This is a genomic window from Lentimicrobium saccharophilum (assembly GCF_001192835.1).
In the GTDB taxonomy this organism is placed as follows: domain Bacteria; phylum Bacteroidota; class Bacteroidia; order Bacteroidales; family Lentimicrobiaceae; genus Lentimicrobium; species Lentimicrobium saccharophilum.
Window position 1 is genome coordinate 1209095 of sequence record NZ_DF968183.1, and the last position, 18635, is coordinate 1227729.

The following is an 18635-nucleotide window of genomic DNA, read 5'->3' on the forward strand; positions in this document are numbered from 1 at the left end:
TTTCAACTGTTTCTTAAAGATTTTACTGCAAAATAAAGCATAAACATTGCAGGAAGCTAAATTTCTTTATATATTTGTCTCTATTCGGGAATGTTCTGAACCTACTCCCTGCCGCTAACCCTTATTTTTCAACGATTCTATCTGCCAGCCATTTCCCAGAGCAATTCAATCCAAAGTCCTTTCAAATAAACTTTTTTGACCAAATCCTGAAATTATGGAAAGATACTTTACTTTGCTGATTTCGCCATTATTGTTTGTCTGTCTGTATTTATACCTTAAATACAGGTATCCCAAAGGAGAATTCGGATTGCTTTTCAGGGCATTGTTATACGGACTTGTCATGGCTTTACCGCTGGTTGCGCTGGATCAGGCCGCACATTATCTCAGGATAGACGGCGCCATGAGTTTACGCAGGATGATTATATACTCTTTTGTTTTCATTGGCTTTGCCCATGAGTTATCGAAATTCCTGCCCCTGCATTATGACATTACACGCAGGAAGATATTCGGAGGTGCGGCGGATGGAATTGTTTATGCCATGGCTGTTGCCCTGGGATTGACCACTGTCTTTGCAGTTTATTATTCATTTTTTGGCAATCACGCCGAGGGAGACTGGCTTTACCTGATCACCATAGGGCCAATGAACGCTCTTTTTGCCGTGATTCTGGGATTTTTCACCGGAATGGGCAAAATGCGCAAAAACCGTTTTATCGATTCCATGACAGGCCTCGGGGCAGCAACTTTCTTTCACGGAATATTCCGCTTCACCCTGCTGAGCAATGATATTCTTTTCTTTACTGCCTTTGCGGCCGGAACGCTGCTGATCGCATTCATCCTGATCCAACGCAGCAGATACGTCAAACCGGATTCAAAGTAAACGATAAATCTTTCCCGGAAGGCTTTTCACGATTCCCTCAAATTCGAGGTTAAGCAATGCAGCGGCTACCTTGCTGGTTTGCATTCCCGAGTTGATACATATCCTGTCGAGGCTGCATTCTCCCTTTTCCTGCAGTATTGCCACTACCGCCTCTTCGTCGGGCTTTAGCTGAACAAACAGTTTGCGTTGTGCAGCCGGAGGCTTATCCACCGGTTTGTCCCACCCCATGATGTACATGACATCAGCGGCCGATTGCAGCAGGGCAGCGCGGTTAGTCTTGATCAGGTTGTTACAGCCTTCCGACATCGGGTCACCTATTCTTCCGGGAACCGCAAACACATCACGGTTGTATGAATTCGCTATATCCGCCGTGATCAGTGCTCCTCCCTTTCCGCCAGCCTCAATCACAATGGTGGCATCAGCCAATCCGGCAATCACCCGGTTGCGCCTGGGAAAATTCTCCCTGTCGGGATTGGTTCCACTCAGAAACTCTGTAATCAGCCCGCCATGCTCCTGCATACGCTGGGCCAGGATATTATTCTGCGAAGGATAAATCCTGTCGAATCCGTGGGCAAGCACGCCGACTGTCCTTAACCCTTCATCCAGGGCCGATTTATGGGCGCAGGTATCAATCCCGTATGCCAGACCGCTGACGACCAATACATCCAGTTCCTTCAGTCCGGCAATGAGTCTGCGGCACATTTCGCGCCCGTATTCCGTGGCGCGCCGGGTCCCCACCACACTCAAAATTCTGGGTGCATTCAGGTCAGCATTTCCAAGCGAATAGACCAGCACCGGGCTGTCGGCACAATGCTTCAGGCGCTCAGGGTAACCCTTCTCAGTAAAAAAGCTCGTGCGGATGCTGTATTTCTGCACAAATTCTACCTCTTCGCTAGCTCTTCTCAATACATCGCGATGGCTGAAAATCACATCCACTGTAGCTTCGCCTATCCCCGGAATCTTCCGCAAAGCCAGACGGCTTTCTTTGAAAACCGCTTCGGGGCTGCCGGTGTAGGAAACCAGCTTGCGTGCATTGACATCACCTATGCCCGGAATCAGGGTGAGTGCAATCTGATAAAGGAGTGGTTCAGCGTCCATAAACAGAATCATTGTTATCCGGGGAAATTATTCTAATTTGACCGGAATGCTTTATAGGTGGTGGTTTCAGAAGATTTTAACAGCATACAACTTACTTTTAAATATTTCGCCTCTAAGCGATGCACTGAGCCTGCCGAAGTGGCACAAAGGCACCAGGTTGCACAAAACCTGTTTTTCTCATTTAGTGATACTGAGTGTCTTCGTGACCTTGCGGCAAATTCTTTCTTTATCTTATCCGGACAATGGTGAAACAGAATAAGTAAAGCGAATTTAAAAATTCCTGAAATTACTTCGACACTTCTGCCCGGAGTAATTTTCAACAGCCTCGCATTGAAATTTTCCGGTAATTGTCCTGCTGACGAACCTGAGTAAAGCTATAGCTTAACCCCGAACCTGTATGTCAATTCTTCGCATTGAAACACGGCCGGATTCCTGGAATTAAAATCCGGCTTACTATCTTTGCATAAAAACCGGAGATGAGCCATAGGAAACCCCGCATACTTGTTTGTCCGCTTGACTGGGGACTGGGGCATGCCACCCGCTGCATCCCGGTGATCAGGAGCCTGATGAAAGCCGGCGCCGAAACGGTGATCGCTGCCGATGGACCCCAGCTTCAATTGCTCCGCCTCGAATTTCCCGGGGTCGAGTTCATCAACTTCCCTGGATACCGGGTCAATTACAGCAAAAGAATTCCTGCAGGCATCCATATCCTGTTTCAGACGCCCCGCCTGCTTTTCAATGTTTACCACGAACACCGGAAACTCAAAAAACTGATAACATCTCTGGATATTGATGCGGTGATTTCCGACAACCGTTACGGCCTGTGGCATCGTCATACCTGTTCCGTAATAATTTCCCATCAGGTGAATATCCTTCCTCCTCCGGCTTTACGCGTTTTCACTCCGTTATTGCATAAACTTGTCCGGTCTGTTATCCGGCACTTTCATTTTTGCTGGGTGCCTGATCTGGCAGCAACCCCCAATCTTTCAGGGGAACTTTCGCATGGGAAGTCACTGCCTGAGAACACAAGCTACATCGGGCTGCTGAGCCGGTTCAGCGAGTCTCCCGAAAATGAAAAAGAAATTAAGGCATACGATATGGTGGCCATCGTTTCGGGGCCTGAACCACAAAGAAGCATTTTCGAGGAGATGCTGATTGACCAGCTGCCGCCAGACGGAAAAAAATGTCTGTTACTTAGAGGGCTTCCGGGTGATCAGGAGATCAGACCTCTCAGGGAAAACCTGGATGTGGCGCATCACCTGCCTTCAGATATGCTTGGCAGATTGCTCCGAAGCGGCCCCCTGGTGATTTGCAGGGCAGGTTATTCAACACTTATGGAAATTGCAATGATGGGAAACAAGGCCATTCTGATTCCCACTCCCGGCCAGACCGAGCAGGAGTACCTTGCTGAAACCCTTGATAAATCAGGCATTTATCTGACGTGCAGGCAGGGCAATTTAAACCTGAAAACAGCCATTACAGAGGCGGACCGTCGACCGGGCCTCAACATTCAACAGGAAAATAAACTGCTTGAATCAGCAATAAAAGCACTTATGGAAAGCATTGAACAGGGTCCCGCGGCCGGCCGCAAATGGAACGGAACTCAGTAAATCAAAGCAGCATCCTTTGCCAATTAAATCGTTACATTTGCAATTTAATCCATTTTTATGCTACTCAATCAGATAAGCTGGGACGTCAGTCCGGTCATTTTCAGCCTGGGAAGCCTGCATATCAGGTGGTACGGCCTTTTCTTTGCCTTATCCTTTTACCTGGGTTATGTCATCCTCGAAAAACAGGTATTCAGGCGTGAGGGTTTGCCCATCGGCCTGCTCGACCGCCTGGCCACCTACGTGGTAATCGGCACCGTGGTAGGTGCCAGGCTGGGCCATGTATTTTTCTACGAACCTGCCTCATACCTTCGCGACCCCCTCAGCATACTGAAAATATGGGAGGGTGGGCTGGCCAGCCACGGGGCTGCCATCGGAATATTACTTGCCCTCTGGATCTTTAAACGCAAGTCGGGCAAGACTTACCTCTGGACCCTCGACAGGCTGGTGATTGTTGTCGCGCTTGGAGGCTTCTTTATCCGTATGGGTAACCTGATGAACAGCGAAATATACGGGCATTATACCTCTCTGCCCTGGGGATTTGTTTTCCTGCGCGACGGAGAAACCGAGCCCAGGCACCCAACACAGATTTATGAAGCGCTTTCATACCTTATCCTGTTTTTTGCATTGCTGAAATATTATATCAGCAACTACAAAAAGCTGAAAGAAGGTTTTATTTTCGGTATTTTCCTCATCGTGCTGTTTGGCGTCCGTTTCCTGATTGAATTTGTAAAGGAACCCCAGGTCGCCTTCGAGCAAACCATGACGCTGAATATGGGTCAATGGTTAAGCATTCCATTCATACTTGCAGGCGCAGGACTGCTTTGGTGGACCAACAAAAAGAAATAAGACTGCAGTTAATGGTTCCGGCCGGCAGCGGATGTTGTTAAAAACAATGCATCCTCCTGATTCAGTGAATCGTTGTTAACCCGGAAAACCTGAGAAATATCTTAAACACCGCTGTAATTCATTCTGCAAAACCCGGGAAAACCGGCATCCTGAATGCGCCTTCAGCAGGGAATGAACATTACCATCCGAATCCGATATAAAATCAAACGCCGGCTGTGCATGCAACCGGCGTTTGATTATCAATAAAATGCAAAGGATTATTTAAAAATATCCTTCAGATCTTCGGGAATCATCATCTTTGATTTGAACTCTTCAAGCAGCGCCTGTTGTCCGTATGCTTCTGCCCATTCCCACACTCGTGACATAACAGCGTAGGCCTGCATGCTGTCTTCCTGGTAGTAAGATGCAAATGCAGGTTCCACTGAATTATAATAGTTCAGGTTCTCAATATAGATACCGGCGATGGTACGGATAAAATCATTGGCTTTTTCAGTGGCACCGGCTTTATAGTAAACCTCGGCCAGTGGCAGCATATAGTAGTCAAAAGTGATCTTGTTGTTCGGGAACTCAGCCAGGCAGCGGTCCGCAACAGCCACGGCCTCAGTATGCTTACCTTTGCGCTGCAGTGCCTGGGCCAGGCGCATGTAATTCTGCTTTGGCATCATGGAATTGCGGTAGCTTTCACGATCCACATAAACTCCCGGCTGGTTCAGGTTACCCCATTTGCAATTATTCATCAATATATCGTATGAAGCTTCTGCATCAATACCGCCCAATCCGGGAACATAATCTTCGGCCAGCACAGGAATAAACTTATACACAATACCCGTGAGATGACAGTATTTATCGATATCGAGCACTTTGCTTACACTTCCAGGGCTGGCAAAATACAGGGGCCGCTCCCAGTTACTGGTTGCCAGGAAGTCCATCAGCATCAGATCGTTCTTATAGAGGTAGTTGCTCCTGACGTCCCATTCAATCACCGGTACGATGCTGTCGGCCATATAGGCAGGAACTACTCCGCTGCTGACCGCCCTGGCTGAATCTACCGTTAATTTCAGTTTTTTGGTAGGGAAATAATTGATCCGCTCCCCGCTTTGAAGGGTCACTTTACTGCGGGCCGATTCGTCGGCAATAAAACCGATCAGGTCTTTCAATTCCACCCGATCAGTGACTTCTCCCCTGCTGAAATAAGGAAGAAACTCATTCACTCCTTTATTGTATTGTTCAGGAGTCAGTGTAAAACTGAGGGGTTCTGAGTCGTAAATCTTACGCGCCAGCTGATGTACATACCAGTCACCGGATGAAAGCATATAATTCACTACGCGGATATCCGTGCGGATGCCCTCCACCTCCTGGGCGTACCACAAAGGGAAAGTATCATTATCGCCATTGGTAATCAGTACAGCGTTGGGTGCACAGGAATTCAGATAGTTGGCAGCAAAATCGCGGGCCGGATATTTACCGGAACGATCATGGTCATCCCAGTTTTCGACTGCCATGATTCCGGGCACCAGTACCAGGCAAACCGCTGTTATTCCGCCGGCGACCGCAAGCTGACTTACTTTCAGCCTTTTGGTGACTGCCTCATAGAGTGAGAGCACTCCAAGTCCGATCCAGATCGCGAAAGCATAAAAGGAGCCTGCATAGGCATAATCTCTTTCCCTCGGTTGAAACGGCGTCTGGTTCAGGTAAAGCACAATGGCGATGCCAGTCATAAAGAACAGCAGTGCCACCACCAGACCATCCTTGTAATTCCGGTTGAAATGGTAAAGCATGCCTACCACGCCAAGGATCAAAGGCAGCAGGTAATAGGTATTGCGGGCGGGGCTTTGCATACTCTGCGGCAGGTCGCTTTGCTTGCCCAGCCTGGCTTCATCAATAAAATTAATGCCGCTGATCCAGTTGCCGTTACTGATTCCCCCGTGCCCTTCTATATCATTCTGCCTGCCGGCAAAATTCCACATAAAGTAACGGAAGTACATATGGCCGAGCTGATAACGGAAAAGGAAACGCATGTTTTCTCCGAAAGTCGGCCTGATGATGGTTTCAGGTTCCCCGCTGTTATTGGTGGCTGCGATGGGAATCCCCTGTATCTTTCCCCAGCTTTTATAAGCCCGGACATGGTTATCCTGCGAACTCCACATACGCGGAAAAATCGTGGTGAACTTCGGGTCGTAGTTCGGAATTGAATTTTTACGCGCGTCGGTGATCACATATTTTCCCGATTTTTTATCCCGGATATATACCGGCGAGCCATCCTTGTAGGGATCCTGCGGATCAAGCGGAGCGCTGTAATATTGCCCCTGGAATAGCGGCCATGTGCCATATTGCTCACGGTTGAGATAGGAAAGCAGACTGATGGCATCGTCAGGATTGTTTTCGTTGATCGGGGTGTTGGTATTGGCCCGGATCACCAACATCAGAAAAGATGAATAACCGATCAGGATAAAGGTAAGTGCCAGCAACGCGGTGTTCGCAATCAGTTTTCCTTTGCGGCGCGTATATCCGAGACCAAAAACCAGCCCTGCCGTAATCAGTGCAAAATAGACCAGTGTCCCCGAATTGAAAGGTAATCCAAAAGAATTTACAAATAAAAGCTCGAATCTGGCTGAAAGGTCAACCACCCAGGGTATAATGATATACATGATGGCAGCCAGCAGGAAGATGGAAACAGTGCCGGTGAGAAAAATTCCCTTGGTGGTTGGCTTGTACTTCTTGAAATAATAAACAAACGCGATTGCCGGGATGGCCAGCAGGTTAAGCAGGTGAACCCCGATAGAAAGGCCTACCAGGTAAGCGATCAGCACAATCCAGCGGATGCTGTGTTTCTCATCGGCATTTTCCTCCCATTTCAGAATAGCCCAGAATACCACGGCAGTAAAGAAAGAGGACATGGCATAAACCTCGCCTTCGACAGCCGAAAACCAGAACGAGTCAGAGAAAGTATATGCCAGCGCGCCCACCAGTCCGCTGCCAAGGATAACGGCCAGTTGAGCTTTCGACATTTCATTGTCTTTCACGATCACTTTCCTGGCAAGGTGGGTAATGGTCCAAAAGAGAAATAATATGGTAAATGCACTCACAAGTCCCGACATAAAATTCACCATCAGGGCCACATTTTCGTTATTGCCGGATGCGAACAACGAGAAAAAGCGGCCTGCCATCTGAAACAGCGGTGCTCCGGGAGGATGGCCCACCTGAAGTTTAAAGGCGGTAGCGATATACTCACCACAATCCCACCAGCTTGCGGTTGGCTCAAGGGTAAGGGTGTACACAACAAGGGCAATGGCAAAAGTGATCCAGCCGATGATGTTGTTGAATTTCCTGTAGTTGTTCATCCGAAAAAGATATATGTTAAAACAAGGCAATATGCGCTGTGAAATAATCGAAAATGAAGCTACCAGGGCTGGTTGTCCATCTCCGGCACTTACAAACTCCTGCCATTTCCGGCGGTGCGAAGTTAGTGAATTTGGAATAAATGTTTATGCAGTGAAGCCTACAAATAATGTTAATGAGCGCCAGATTCAATCTCCTGCCGGGTTGCATTCGGATTATATCTCTGCAAACCGTTATTATGAGCCGGTTCCTGTCCGGAAATCGGCAGACAGAAGCATCAAAAATGATAAGTATGGTGATTTTCCGGCCTCAAGCCACTATAAATATGAAATATTGAAGGGATTTCTTTATCGTTTGGAAAAAAATATCTATTTTTGCACACCTTTTTGAAGGGAAACTGTCCGATGGTGTAAAGGCAGCACAAGAGATTTTGGTTCTCTTGGTCTAGGTTCGAATCCTGGTCGGACAACGGATGGAAACAATCACCCCGCGCGTGGCAAGCTGCGTGTACTCAATGGTGAAACGAAGTTGAGGGGACTGCATTGTCCCCTCTTTTATTACAATAACTGAGTATGATAGACAAATCAGACATACAGCGTGAAGTTGAAAAGGCGCTGGGCGAAAGTGATAAATTCGTGGTTGAGGTGAAGGTGAAAGCCGGCAACCGCATAACGGTGCTGCTTGACAGCGACACCCATATCACCATTGATGATTGTGTGGCTGTGACACGCCACATTGAATCGGCATTCAGCCGCGAAACCGAGGATTATGACCTTACTGTCTCTTCGGCAGGCATCGATCAGCCTTATAAGCTTCTGAGACAGTACATCAAAAACATCGGACGCGAAGTTGAAGTCAGCCTGGCTGACGGATCAGTTTTCAAAGGGAAGCTCACCGCAGCCGATAAAGACAAAATCACGGTTTACAGAAAAGCCAAGGTCAAAAAAGTTGAAACTGAAGAAACCAGGGAAATCCCCTTTGGCGAAATCAAACAGACAATGGAGATCATCTCTTTCAAATAATCAAGTAAATCACCTGTTCTAAAGAACAATTCAAGAAAATGGAACATATCAATTTAGTCGAAACCTTCTCCGAATTCAAGGAGTTTAAAAACATCGACCGTGAAACCATGATGCGCATCATCGAAGATGTGTTCAGGCATATGCTCATCAAAAAATATGGCTCGGATGAGAACTTTAACGTGATTGTTAATATCGACAAGGGAGACCTTGAGATATGGCGCAACCGTGAAATTGTTGAAGACGGGGATATTGAAGATGAAAACAAACAGATTGCCTATTCCGAAGCCATCAAAATTGAACCGGACTTTGAAGTAGGCGAAGAGGTTTCGGAAGAGATCAGGCTGATGGATTTCGGCAGGCGGGAAATCCTTACCATCCGTCAGAACCTGATGTCGAAGATCCAGGAATACGAGAAAGACAACATCTTCAAGAAATACAAGGAGAAGATCGGCGAGATCATTACCGGAGAGGTATATCAGGTATGGAAAAAAGAAATCCTGGTGCTCGACGATGAATACATTGAGCTGACGCTCCCCCGTTCCGAACAGATCCCTTCGGACTTTTACCGCAAGGGCGACACCATCCGCGCGGTGGTTTCGAAAGTGGATATGAGGAACAACACCCCGGTAATCGTCCTTTCACGCACATCTCCGGCATTTCTCGAGCGGTTGTTCGAATCGGAGGTGCCTGAGGTGTATGACGGGCTGATTACCATCCGCAACATTGTAAGGGTTCCGGGCGAGCGTGCCAAAATCGCCGTAGAGAGTTACGACGACCGCATCGACCCTGTAGGCGCCTGCGTTGGGATGAAAGGATCACGTATCCACGGGATTGTCAGGGAGTTGCGCAACGAGAATATCGATGTAATCAACTTTACCAACAATCCATCGCTTTACATTACCCGCGCCCTCAGCCCGGCCAAGATCTCCTCTATCAGCATCAACGAAGGAGAGAAACGCGCCGATGTTTATATGAAGCCCGACCAGGTTTCTCTTGCCATCGGAAAAGGCGGCTACAATATCAAGCTGGCCAGCAGGCTTACCGGTTATGAAATTGATGTTTACCGCGATTCTGATGTTGACAATGAAGATGTTGACCTTCAGGAATTCTCTGATGAAATCGATCAGTGGATCATCGATGAGCTGAAAGCCATCGGCTGTGACACTGCCCGCAGCGTACTCGACCTCAGCGTTGATGAGCTGGTAAACCGCACCGATCTTGAAGAAGAAACCATCAGGGAGGTGGTCAGAATACTGAGGGCAGAGTTTGAATAAGCCCTGAATGCGGTTAATATCAGGAAAACACGGGAATTTAAGGAACTCTCAGGACTTGAATAACATAATTAGCGTATTTTTACAGCAGATCCGCGGCAGGAAGCGGAGCTTAACAGCAAATCACAATATGTCAGAAGTAAGTAAGAGCACAAGACTTGGTAAGGCAGCGCAGGAGTTTAATGTGGGCATGAATACCATTGTCGAGTTCCTTCACAAGAAAGGAATCAAAGTCGACAATAATGCCAACACCAAACTCACGCCCGAAGCTTACGCATTGCTGGTGAAGGAGTATCAGTCGGAGAAGACGGTTAAGGAAGTCTCAAAGAAAATCGAACTCGAATACACCCAGCACAAGACCATTTCCATTTCGGACAAGCGGCAGGCCGTCGATGAAGAATTTGAGCCTGAAGTTACCCGCGAAGAGCTTTTCATCCGTAACATGCCACTGGAGCCTGAAAAAGTCAGCAAGCCCCAGCCCGTGAAGGAGGAAAAACCTGTTGCACCGAAAAAAGAAGCTGCTCCGGAGCCTGCTCCTGAAGTAAAAACTGAACCTGAACCGGTTGTTCCTGCCCAACCTGTTGTTTCAGAGATTGAAAAACCGGAAGAGAAGCATGTTGCTGATACTGACCTTGATGAAAAAAAGAAAGAAGCAACACCGGCGGCGCATCCTTCAGAACCTGCTGAAGCCTTAAGTAAACCGGAAGCAGCAAAGGAAACTCCGGCTGAAGAAGTTCCTTCAGAACCGGCCGATCAGCAGCCCGGACGACTCAAGGTACTCGGAACAATGGATCTTGAAGCCTTGCAAAAATCAACATCGCGCAAGCCAAAAGAACCCAAAAAGAAAGGAAAACATGCGGAAGCAGCGCAGCCGTCTGCGGAAGAAAAACAACCCGAAGTCACTGCAGATGAAACCCCTGCTCCTTCGGAAGCGCCTGCAGCCCAGCCTGCCGCTGAGGTTCCGCAAACCCCTGAAGTTGAAGAAAAACCTGAAGTTGTCGAAACTCCTCCCGTTGTGGAGCGTGAATCCAACTTCCTGAAAACAGAAGTCAGAAAGCTTGAAGGGCCTACCATCCTTGGCTCGATGAAGCTTCCCGAGCCACGCAAACCGGAGCCCAAGAAACCGGTCGCCTCTTCATCGGATGACTCAATGAAGTCGAAAAAGAAAAAAAGAAAGCGCATCAAAAAGACAGGAGAAGATACTGCCGGAGCAGAAAGCACACCGGGAAGCACCCCTGCCCAGTCAGGACACGGTGGCGGAGCGCCCAGGGGCAAGCCCTCACGCGACAAGAAGGGCGTGCGCCGTGATATTCCTAAGGCCGAGCTATCACCCGAAGATATCCAGAAACAAATTAAAGAAACCCTTCAGCGACTCAGTTCGGGAGGAAAATCCAAAACTTCGAAACACCGCCGCGAGAAAAGAAGCATTGCCAGCCAGATGATGGCTGAAGAAGCAATGAAACGCGAAGAAGATCTGAAAACAATCACTGTGGCAGAATTCGTTACAGCCAACGAACTTGCCAACCTGATGGATGTTCCGGTGACCCAGATTATCTCCACCTGCCTCTCGCTGGGCCTTTTTGTTTCGATCAATCAGCGCCTGGATGCAGAAACCATTGTGGTGGTAGCCGATGAATTTGGTTATACCGTAAAATTTGTAGGTGTTGAGGATGTTGAAGCTATGTCGGCAGTGGAAGAAGAAGATGCTCCTGAAGATCTCCTGCCCCGGGCGCCCATTGTTACGGTTATGGGACATGTTGACCACGGAAAGACTTCGTTGCTTGACTATATCCGGCATACAAACGTTATTGCCGGAGAAGCCGGTGGAATCACCCAGCACATCGGTGCTTATGAAGTAAAACTCGAAGGCGGGAAAAAGATCACTTTCCTCGACACACCCGGCCACGAAGCATTTACCGCCATGCGTGCCAGGGGAGCAAAAATCACTGATATCGTAATTATTGTGATTGCTGCCGACGATACCGTTATGCCTCAGACCGTTGAGGCCATCAACCACGCGCAGGCAGCCGGCGTACCCATTGTATTTGCCATCAACAAAATAGATAAACCCAACGCCAACGCCGAAAAGATCAGGGAAGAACTTTCGAAGCGCAACATTCTTGTGGAAGATTGGGGAGGCAAGTATCAGAGCCAGGAAATATCGGCTAAAAAAGGCCTGAACGTTGAACTCTTACTGGAAAAAGTATTACTCGAAGCAGAAATGCTCGACCTGAAAGCCAATCCGACAAGACTGGCCAGCGGCACCATACTTGAATCCTCTCTTGATAAAGGTCGTGGTTATGTGGCTAAAATCCTGGTTCAGACAGGCACTTTGAAACAAGGCGACCTTGTTATGGCCGGAACTACGATCGGAAGGGTCAAAGCAATGTACAACGAGCGTAACCTGCCGATCAAAGAGGCCGGACCAAGTACGCCTTTGTTGTTGCTCGGACTTAATGCCGCCCCCCAGGCCGGTGACACTTTCAAGGTAATGACTGACGAAAGGGAAGCCAAGAATATTGTGGCCAAACGTCAGCAACTGCAGCGCGAACAGGGCATCCGTACACAAAAACACATTACCCTCGACGAAATCGGCCGCCGGATCGCCATTGGTGACTTTAAGGAACTTAACATCATTGTCAAAGGTGATGTAGACGGATCGGTTGAAGCACTCTCCGATTCATTACTTAAACTCTCAACACAGGAAGTCCAGGTCAATATCATCCATAAATCAGTGGGTGCCATTACTGAAAGTGATGTACTGCTGGCGTCCGCATCGAATGCCGTAATCGTTGGCTTCCAGGTGCGTCCATCGCTGGGCGCCCGTAAGCTGGCCGAACAGGAGCAGATCGACATCCGCACTTACTCCATTATCTACACCGCCATCAACGAAATCAAGGCGGCCATAGAGGGGATGCTTTCTCCCGATATTGAAGAGAAAATCGTCTGCAACATTGAAGTCAGGGAGACCTTCAAAATCACCAAGGTTGGTACCGTGGCAGGATGTATGGTGCTCGACGGCAAAATCCACCGGAACACCAAAATCAGAATCATCCGCGACGGTATCGTGGTATATACCGGTAATCTCGGCTCTCTCAAACGCTTCAAGGATGATGTGAAAGAGGTATCCGCCGGCTATGAATGCGGGCTGAACATCGAGAACTTTAACGACATCAAAGTCAGGGATATCATCGAAGGCTATGAGGAAGTTGAAGTAAAACGGAAACTCTGACCCCGTTAATTGATACTAATCATAAAATAAGGCAGTCCTGCGGGGCTGCCTTATTTTTTACAATGATAAATGGCTGCGTAGCGCCCCCCCGGCTTCAACTTCGCGGATAAAAAAAGCCCCGCAATCGCGGGGCGCAGACAGAAGAGGAATGATAACCTGTAAATCCTCAGGCTATTGTGTGGAAAGGCAAACAGGCCGATGGTCAAACGGAATGCTTACCTATGTCCGCTTCCCGGGGATTTACCTGAACAGTTTGTCCTTCATTTCATGAAACTGCTTGTAGCGGGCTTCAACATCCTGCCAGTTCACAATTTTCCAGAAAGATTCAACATAATCGGCCCTTTTGTTCTGATATTTGAGGTAATAGGCATGCTCCCAGACATCAATTCCCAGAATCGGGAACCCCCGGCGGGATTCCGTATTCATCAGCGGATTGTCCTGATTGGCAGTGGAACTGATAAACAATTCCCCCTTTTCGGGATCAACTGAAAGCCAGGCCCAGCCGGAACCAAACCTTGTTTTGGCTGCTTCATCAAATTTAGCCCTGAATGCCTCAAAACTGCCGAAATATTTGGTGATTGCTTCCCCGAGTTCTCCGCCAGGCTCTCCGCCACCCTTGGGAGACAGGTTGTTCCAGTACAATACGTGGTTGAAGAAACCGCCGCCATTGTTACGCACCGAAACCGGCAGTTCAGACATCTTGCTGAAAATCTCGAAAATGGTCATGGTCTCCATTTCAGTGCCACCAACCGCCTTGAGAAAATTATTGTAGTAAGCCCGGTGATGACGGTCATAATGAATTTCAACCGTCAGTTTATCGATAACAGGTTCAAGTGCATCCAAATCATAGGGCAGTGCCGGGAATGTAAGTCCGGCGGCCGGCAGCATCCACCCGCCGTATAGTTTCCCGGCTTTTTCAGGTTGCTGGGCAGCAACATCGGCTGCCGATTTAACCGTGGAACTAAGCGGAACAGCCGCCGGTTTTGCCTGTGTCTGAGCCTTCTTTGCTTCTTCTTTTTTTGTGTCAGACTGCTGGGCAAAACTGCCTGAAGTAATCAGCAAAACAGCAGTCATCATGACGAATGAACTGATTAAATTTCTCATAATAAAAAGGTTTTTGATTAAAACAAATGCCGGAAGTACAATCTTCCGGCACCATATTAACAGTTAATCAGCGAAAAAGTCTTTTTCTAAAGTGCCTTTTCGTAGTTTTCACTTACTTTGTCCCAGTTCACCAGGCTCCAGAATGCATTGATATAATCGGGTCTGCGGTTCTGATACTTCAGATAATATGCATGTTCCCATACATCCAGGCCCATAATCGGTAGTCCGGGGCAATCGTGCACATCCATCAGCGGATTGTCCTGATTGGGCGAAGAGCAAACGCAAAGGCTTTTATCAGCTTTCACGCTCAGCCAGGCCCAGCCGCTGCCAAAACGGTTGGCGGCAGCATCGTTGAATTTTGTCTTAAAAGCTTCAAACGAACCAAAATCCTTATTGATCGCCTCAGCAAGTTTACCCCCGGGCAATCCTCCGCCTTTCGGACTCAGGATTTCCCAGAAAAGGTTGTGGTTGTAGAAACCGCCGCCATTGTTGCGAACGGCAGCCGGGGCTTTGCTGATGGAAGCAAAAATCTCCTCCAGGCTCTTGTTTTCCAGTTCAGTGCCCTGAATGGCAGCAGTAAATTTATCGAAGTAAGCCCTGTGGTGTTTGGTGTGATGGATTTCCATCGTCATCCTGTCAATATGTGGCTCAAGTGCATCATACGCGAACGGCAGTGCCGGAAATTCAAATTTCATTCGTGTTCCTCCAAAATATTTAAAATAGTAAAATTGGTTATTTAGATTTATTATAAATAACGCAAAGAGGGGAATTTTGTTCATCCGGAGAAGCCCGGCCTGACGTCATCCTGAATAATTCCGGATTAATAATTTGACGAAGCTTAAGTCACAGTGCCGCAATCCGGAAGCTTTAAACCACAGAAAGATTCCAGAGGAATGATATAACCAGCGAAGGTGTAATGAAAGGTTCAGAACTCCACCGAAAGTTTCACATTCAGCTGCCTGGGTGTCAGATAATTGGGCACGCCATACTGCCGGTTATTTACATCCTTTACCCAGATATAGGAAATGGTATTGTTTACCTGCAGCAGGTTCAGCACTTCCGCGCTGATCCAGATATTGCGGATATGCCTGAGCAATCCTTTCCGGTTGATTTCATTGGGGCCGAACCGGCCCGATTCACCGATGATCTGCTTCGAAAATCCGATATCCACCCTGCGGAAAGATGGCATGCGCTGGGCATTCCTGGCGCGCGGAACGCCCGGCGGGCTGTAGGGCAGGCCTGTGCCGAACAGCAGGTTCAGGTGCATCTTGTAGGTCGGGTTGCGGGGCAGGTAATCCTGGAAGAACAGTGCGAAACTCAGGCGCTGATCGGTGGGGCGGGGCATAAAACCACGTTCGGCGGTAATGCTGTCAGCCACAGTAGCATCGCTGGTATATCCGGGTATAATAAGTTCGCCGGCTGCATTGTAGTAATCGGTATAAAAATCACCTTCAATATCCTCCCGGGTCCGCATCAGCGAAAGACTGGCCCACGACTCCACCCCTTTCACGAACTCACCGTTCACTTTAAAATCAATACCGGCGGCATATCCTTTTGCACTGTTGGTGGCGAAATACCTGATCCTGACATTGTCGACATCATAAGGCACCAGGTTATCAAGGAATTTGTAGTATGCTTCGGCCACAAACTTGAAAGGCCGCCCCCAGGCATTGAAATTCAGGTCGGATGCCGCCACAAAATGCAGGGAGGATTGCGCCTTAAGGTCGCGGTTGATATTACCTTTAATATCGCGAAGCTCACGGTAGAAAGGAGGCTGGTAATACAGTCCCGATGAGAAACGGAAAAGGATATCGGTCTCCCAGTAGGGTCTGAAAGAGACAGCTCCCCTCGGACTGAAAAGCAACTGCTTATTCAGGTCCCAGTAATTGAAACGGGCGCCTGCATTCAACCCCCACTGCCCTCCGGAATTGTCAATCTCCCACGATTGCTGCAAAAAACCTGAGAAGCGGCTGGATTCAAGATTGATTGTCGTTCTGAGAACATCCTGAAGTTCGATGTCAGCCTGGTTCCCGCTCATCCCGGGGACACCTCCGTTGTATGGCAAAGTAAATCCCGCCGAATCATTCATAATCCACTCATTCAGCCGGTCAGTCACCGCCTCATGCTGCGCCTTCAGCCCCCAGATAAGGGTTGAATGCGGTTTCAGCCAGGTACCGCGGTGTTCCGCGGTGCTTACCGTGGCGTTCAGATAGTTCCTTGCATGATTCAGGTAGGTGCCCACTCCCCTGGATTCAAGCGCCTGCCCGAATGTTTCGCTGCCCTGATCCGTTTCAAGTTCACCAATCCAATACTGGCCCATAATGTCGAATGTCTCGCTTTCGATGGTTTGAAATGCTGAAACGATCAACTTCAGGGAGAGATCTTTCACAGGCCTGAAGGTTGTAGTGAAAGCGCCCATGTAATTGACAAAACGGTCTGCCTCTTTGCCATCGAAATAAACGCGGAGCTGAAGCGCTTCGTTGATGGTTCCGAAACTCGTGGTCCGGTCAGATGGCTCAAGGTTATAGGCATTCCTGGCATAATTTCCGAGTACTGAAAACTCCAGTTTCGGATTTACCTCGAACATCAGCATCCCCTGAAGGTCGGTGAAGGAAGGCTTGTAATCGCCTTTTGTTTCAAGCGACTTCAGGACATAGGCATTTGACTTTTGCCTGAAACCCATCAGATACATTAAGCGACGGTCTTTCGAGGATCCTTCGAGGTGTACGGAGGCCCCGAGCAAGCTGGCACTCACAGATCCGGAGGTTTCGGAAGGGCGTTTATACCGGATATCAAGCACCGAGGACATTTTATCGCCGTAGCGGCTTTCGAAACCACCCGCCGAGAAAAGAATGGAAGCCACAAGATCGGAGTTCAGAAAACTCAGTCCCTCCTGCTGTCCAGATCTTACCAGGAAAGGCTTGTAAATCTCCACATCATTTACATAAACCAGGTTTTCATCATAATTCCCTCCCCTGACAGAGTATTGTGAACTCAGTTCATTGTTTGATGAAACGCCCGGCATGGTTTTGATCAGCGCTTCAATCCCCCCCGCTGTGCTGGGGATGGTATTGGCAAGTTTCGGATCGATGGGGCTGAGGCTGGTGGCCCTGATCTGCCTGTCTTCAACCACAAAATCGGGCAGTTGTGTGGTTGACTCTTTCAGTTTGCGGTTCAGTTCAATTTTTTTACCTGCTTCTGCTTTTACTTTAAAGGTTAAAGTAGCATAACCTATTGAGGATATAAAGAGCGTAATATCACGATTGGCAGGAATCTTCAGGCTGAATGTTCCGTCGGGCCTGGTAACAGCGCCTCCGGGAAACCCCTGAATATATACATTGACAAGCGCGAGCGGCAGGTTTCTTTCATCGGTAATCTTCCCATGCACCTCAGCGTATTCCTGCGACATGGCCGACAGATTGAGCAGCAGTAAAGTAAATCCGAGACAATACCGCATGTATTTTCTGAGTAACTTATATTGCATAGCAGTGTAAATGCATCTCATTCTTTGCGTTTAAAGTCTCCCCGTTTCCAGGCCTTGATAAATTCGGCCCAGGCAAAGGGATTAAATAGGGGAATCGGCTGTGCCTGACCGCGATAATACAGTTTACTTACCTGGTTATCCATGTAGTTGCGGTAGTTCATGCTGCCATCCATCGGCATTGCCCTGGCCCGCTCACGCATTTCCATCCTGTCCAGGTTTTTTTGGGCAATGGTAAGGTCATCATCCGGTATCTTGTTCCAGACAAATGCCTGCTTGAACTGCCCGGGCGTCGGCCAGGGATATATAACGGTCTCCTTTAACAGAATAGTATCATTGGTTAAAATTTGCACGAGCGAATACCTGCTGGCAGAAAGGGTATCAGGAATATGATAACTACCCTTTTTAAAACCAACGGCCGAGAACTGAATCACGTCACCCTTCCGGGCAACAAGGGAAAAAAAACCGTAAAGATCACTGGTCGTACCCCGGTGCGTCCCCTTTATCCTGATGTTGACAAAAGGTACCGCCCTGATGCTGTCGCCGGTAACCACCACCCCGGAGAACTGAACCAGATCGGTTTCCTGCACCTGAGCAAGAAGGCCGGTCAAAGAGAAAAAGCAGAAAATGGCTGTCAGGAGAGTTCTCATGGTAACCGGCAAATATACTATTATTCCGTGTGCACTGCGAAGTCATGCGGCACTGGCCATGGGATAAAAAAAAAGCTGTTGTCGGTCAGACAACAGCACAGCTGT

The 18635-nt window shown here is 48.3% G+C and carries 12 protein-coding genes and 1 tRNA gene; 7 read left to right on the plus strand and 6 right to left on the minus strand.

The genetic code is table 11. The features are described from left to right. Window positions 1-214: 214 nt before the first annotated feature. On the plus strand, window positions 215-877 hold the full coding sequence (locus TBC1_RS16735; RefSeq protein ID WP_062045299.1) for a PrsW family glutamic-type intramembrane protease: 663 nt from the start codon (window positions 215-217) through the stop codon (window positions 875-877). Here TBC1_RS16735 and dprA read toward each other — a convergent pair. After that, the gene (dprA, locus tag TBC1_RS16740) at window positions 869-1975 is read right to left on the minus strand and encodes a DNA-processing protein DprA (protein WP_062045682.1); all 1107 of its coding nucleotides are present in this window, start codon (window positions 1973-1975) and stop codon (window positions 869-871) included. The genes TBC1_RS16735 and dprA overlap by 9 nt on opposite strands. A 476-nt stretch (window positions 1976-2451) precedes the next feature. Between dprA and TBC1_RS16745 the strand changes: the two genes are divergently transcribed. Continuing rightward, window positions 2452-3585 carry a glycosyltransferase gene (locus TBC1_RS16745; RefSeq protein ID WP_062045301.1) on the plus strand — a complete coding sequence of 378 codons (1134 nt, stop codon included), beginning with the start codon at window positions 2452-2454 and terminating at the stop codon, window positions 3583-3585. Between the two features lie 57 nt (window positions 3586-3642). Next, on the plus strand, window positions 3643-4431 hold the full coding sequence (gene lgt / locus TBC1_RS16750) for a prolipoprotein diacylglyceryl transferase (RefSeq protein WP_062045304.1): 789 nt from the start codon (window positions 3643-3645) through the stop codon (window positions 4429-4431). A gap of 257 nt (window positions 4432-4688) precedes the next feature. On the opposite strand, the gene TBC1_RS16755 is transcribed toward lgt, so the two are convergent. Further along, on the minus strand, window positions 4689-7772 hold the full coding sequence (locus TBC1_RS16755; protein ID WP_062045306.1) for a glycosyltransferase family 117 protein: 3084 nt from the start codon (window positions 7770-7772) through the stop codon (window positions 4689-4691). Window positions 7773-8168: 396 nt separating this feature from the next. Here TBC1_RS16755 and TBC1_RS16765 point away from each other — a divergent pair. The 4 genes from TBC1_RS16765 (at window position 8169) to infB (ending at window position 13295) form a co-directional block, all read left to right on the plus strand. Then, window positions 8169-8239, plus strand: a tRNA-Gln gene (locus TBC1_RS16765). 103 nt (window positions 8240-8342) lie between these two features. Next, window positions 8343-8792 (plus strand): ribosome assembly cofactor RimP, encoded by a 450-nt coding sequence (gene rimP / locus TBC1_RS16770; RefSeq protein ID WP_062045309.1) that lies wholly within the window; start codon window positions 8343-8345, stop codon window positions 8790-8792. 38 nt (window positions 8793-8830) lie between these two features. Then, a complete protein-coding gene (nusA, locus tag TBC1_RS16775; protein ID WP_062045311.1) occupies window positions 8831-10066 on the plus strand; it encodes a transcription termination factor NusA in 1236 nt (411 codons plus the stop codon). Window positions 10067-10193: 127 nt separating this feature from the next. Next, on the plus strand, window positions 10194-13295 hold the full coding sequence (infB, locus tag TBC1_RS16780; RefSeq protein ID WP_062045312.1) for a translation initiation factor IF-2: 3102 nt from the start codon (window positions 10194-10196) through the stop codon (window positions 13293-13295). A 240-nt stretch (window positions 13296-13535) separates the two neighbouring features. On the opposite strand, the gene TBC1_RS16785 is transcribed toward infB, so the two are convergent. The 4 genes from TBC1_RS16785 to TBC1_RS16800 form a co-directional block, all read right to left on the minus strand. Next, complete coding sequence (locus TBC1_RS16785; protein WP_394330764.1) at window positions 13536-14399, minus strand: superoxide dismutase; 864 nt, start codon at window positions 14397-14399, stop codon at window positions 13536-13538. Between the two features lie 86 nt (window positions 14400-14485). Continuing rightward, window positions 14486-15094: a superoxide dismutase gene (locus TBC1_RS16790; protein WP_062045314.1), complete on the minus strand. Its 609-nt coding sequence runs from the start codon at window positions 15092-15094 to the stop codon at window positions 14486-14488. A 230-nt stretch (window positions 15095-15324) separates the two neighbouring features. Further along, window positions 15325-17904, minus strand: a complete 2580-nt coding sequence (locus TBC1_RS16795; protein ID WP_082189683.1) for a TonB-dependent receptor — start codon at window positions 17902-17904, stop codon at window positions 15325-15327. Then, on the minus strand, window positions 17901-18530 hold the full coding sequence (locus TBC1_RS16800; RefSeq protein ID WP_062045319.1) for a carboxypeptidase-like regulatory domain-containing protein: 630 nt from the start codon (window positions 18528-18530) through the stop codon (window positions 17901-17903). Before TBC1_RS16800 ends, TBC1_RS16795 begins: the two co-directional genes overlap by 4 nt. Between the last annotated feature and the right edge of the window lie 105 nt (window positions 18531-18635).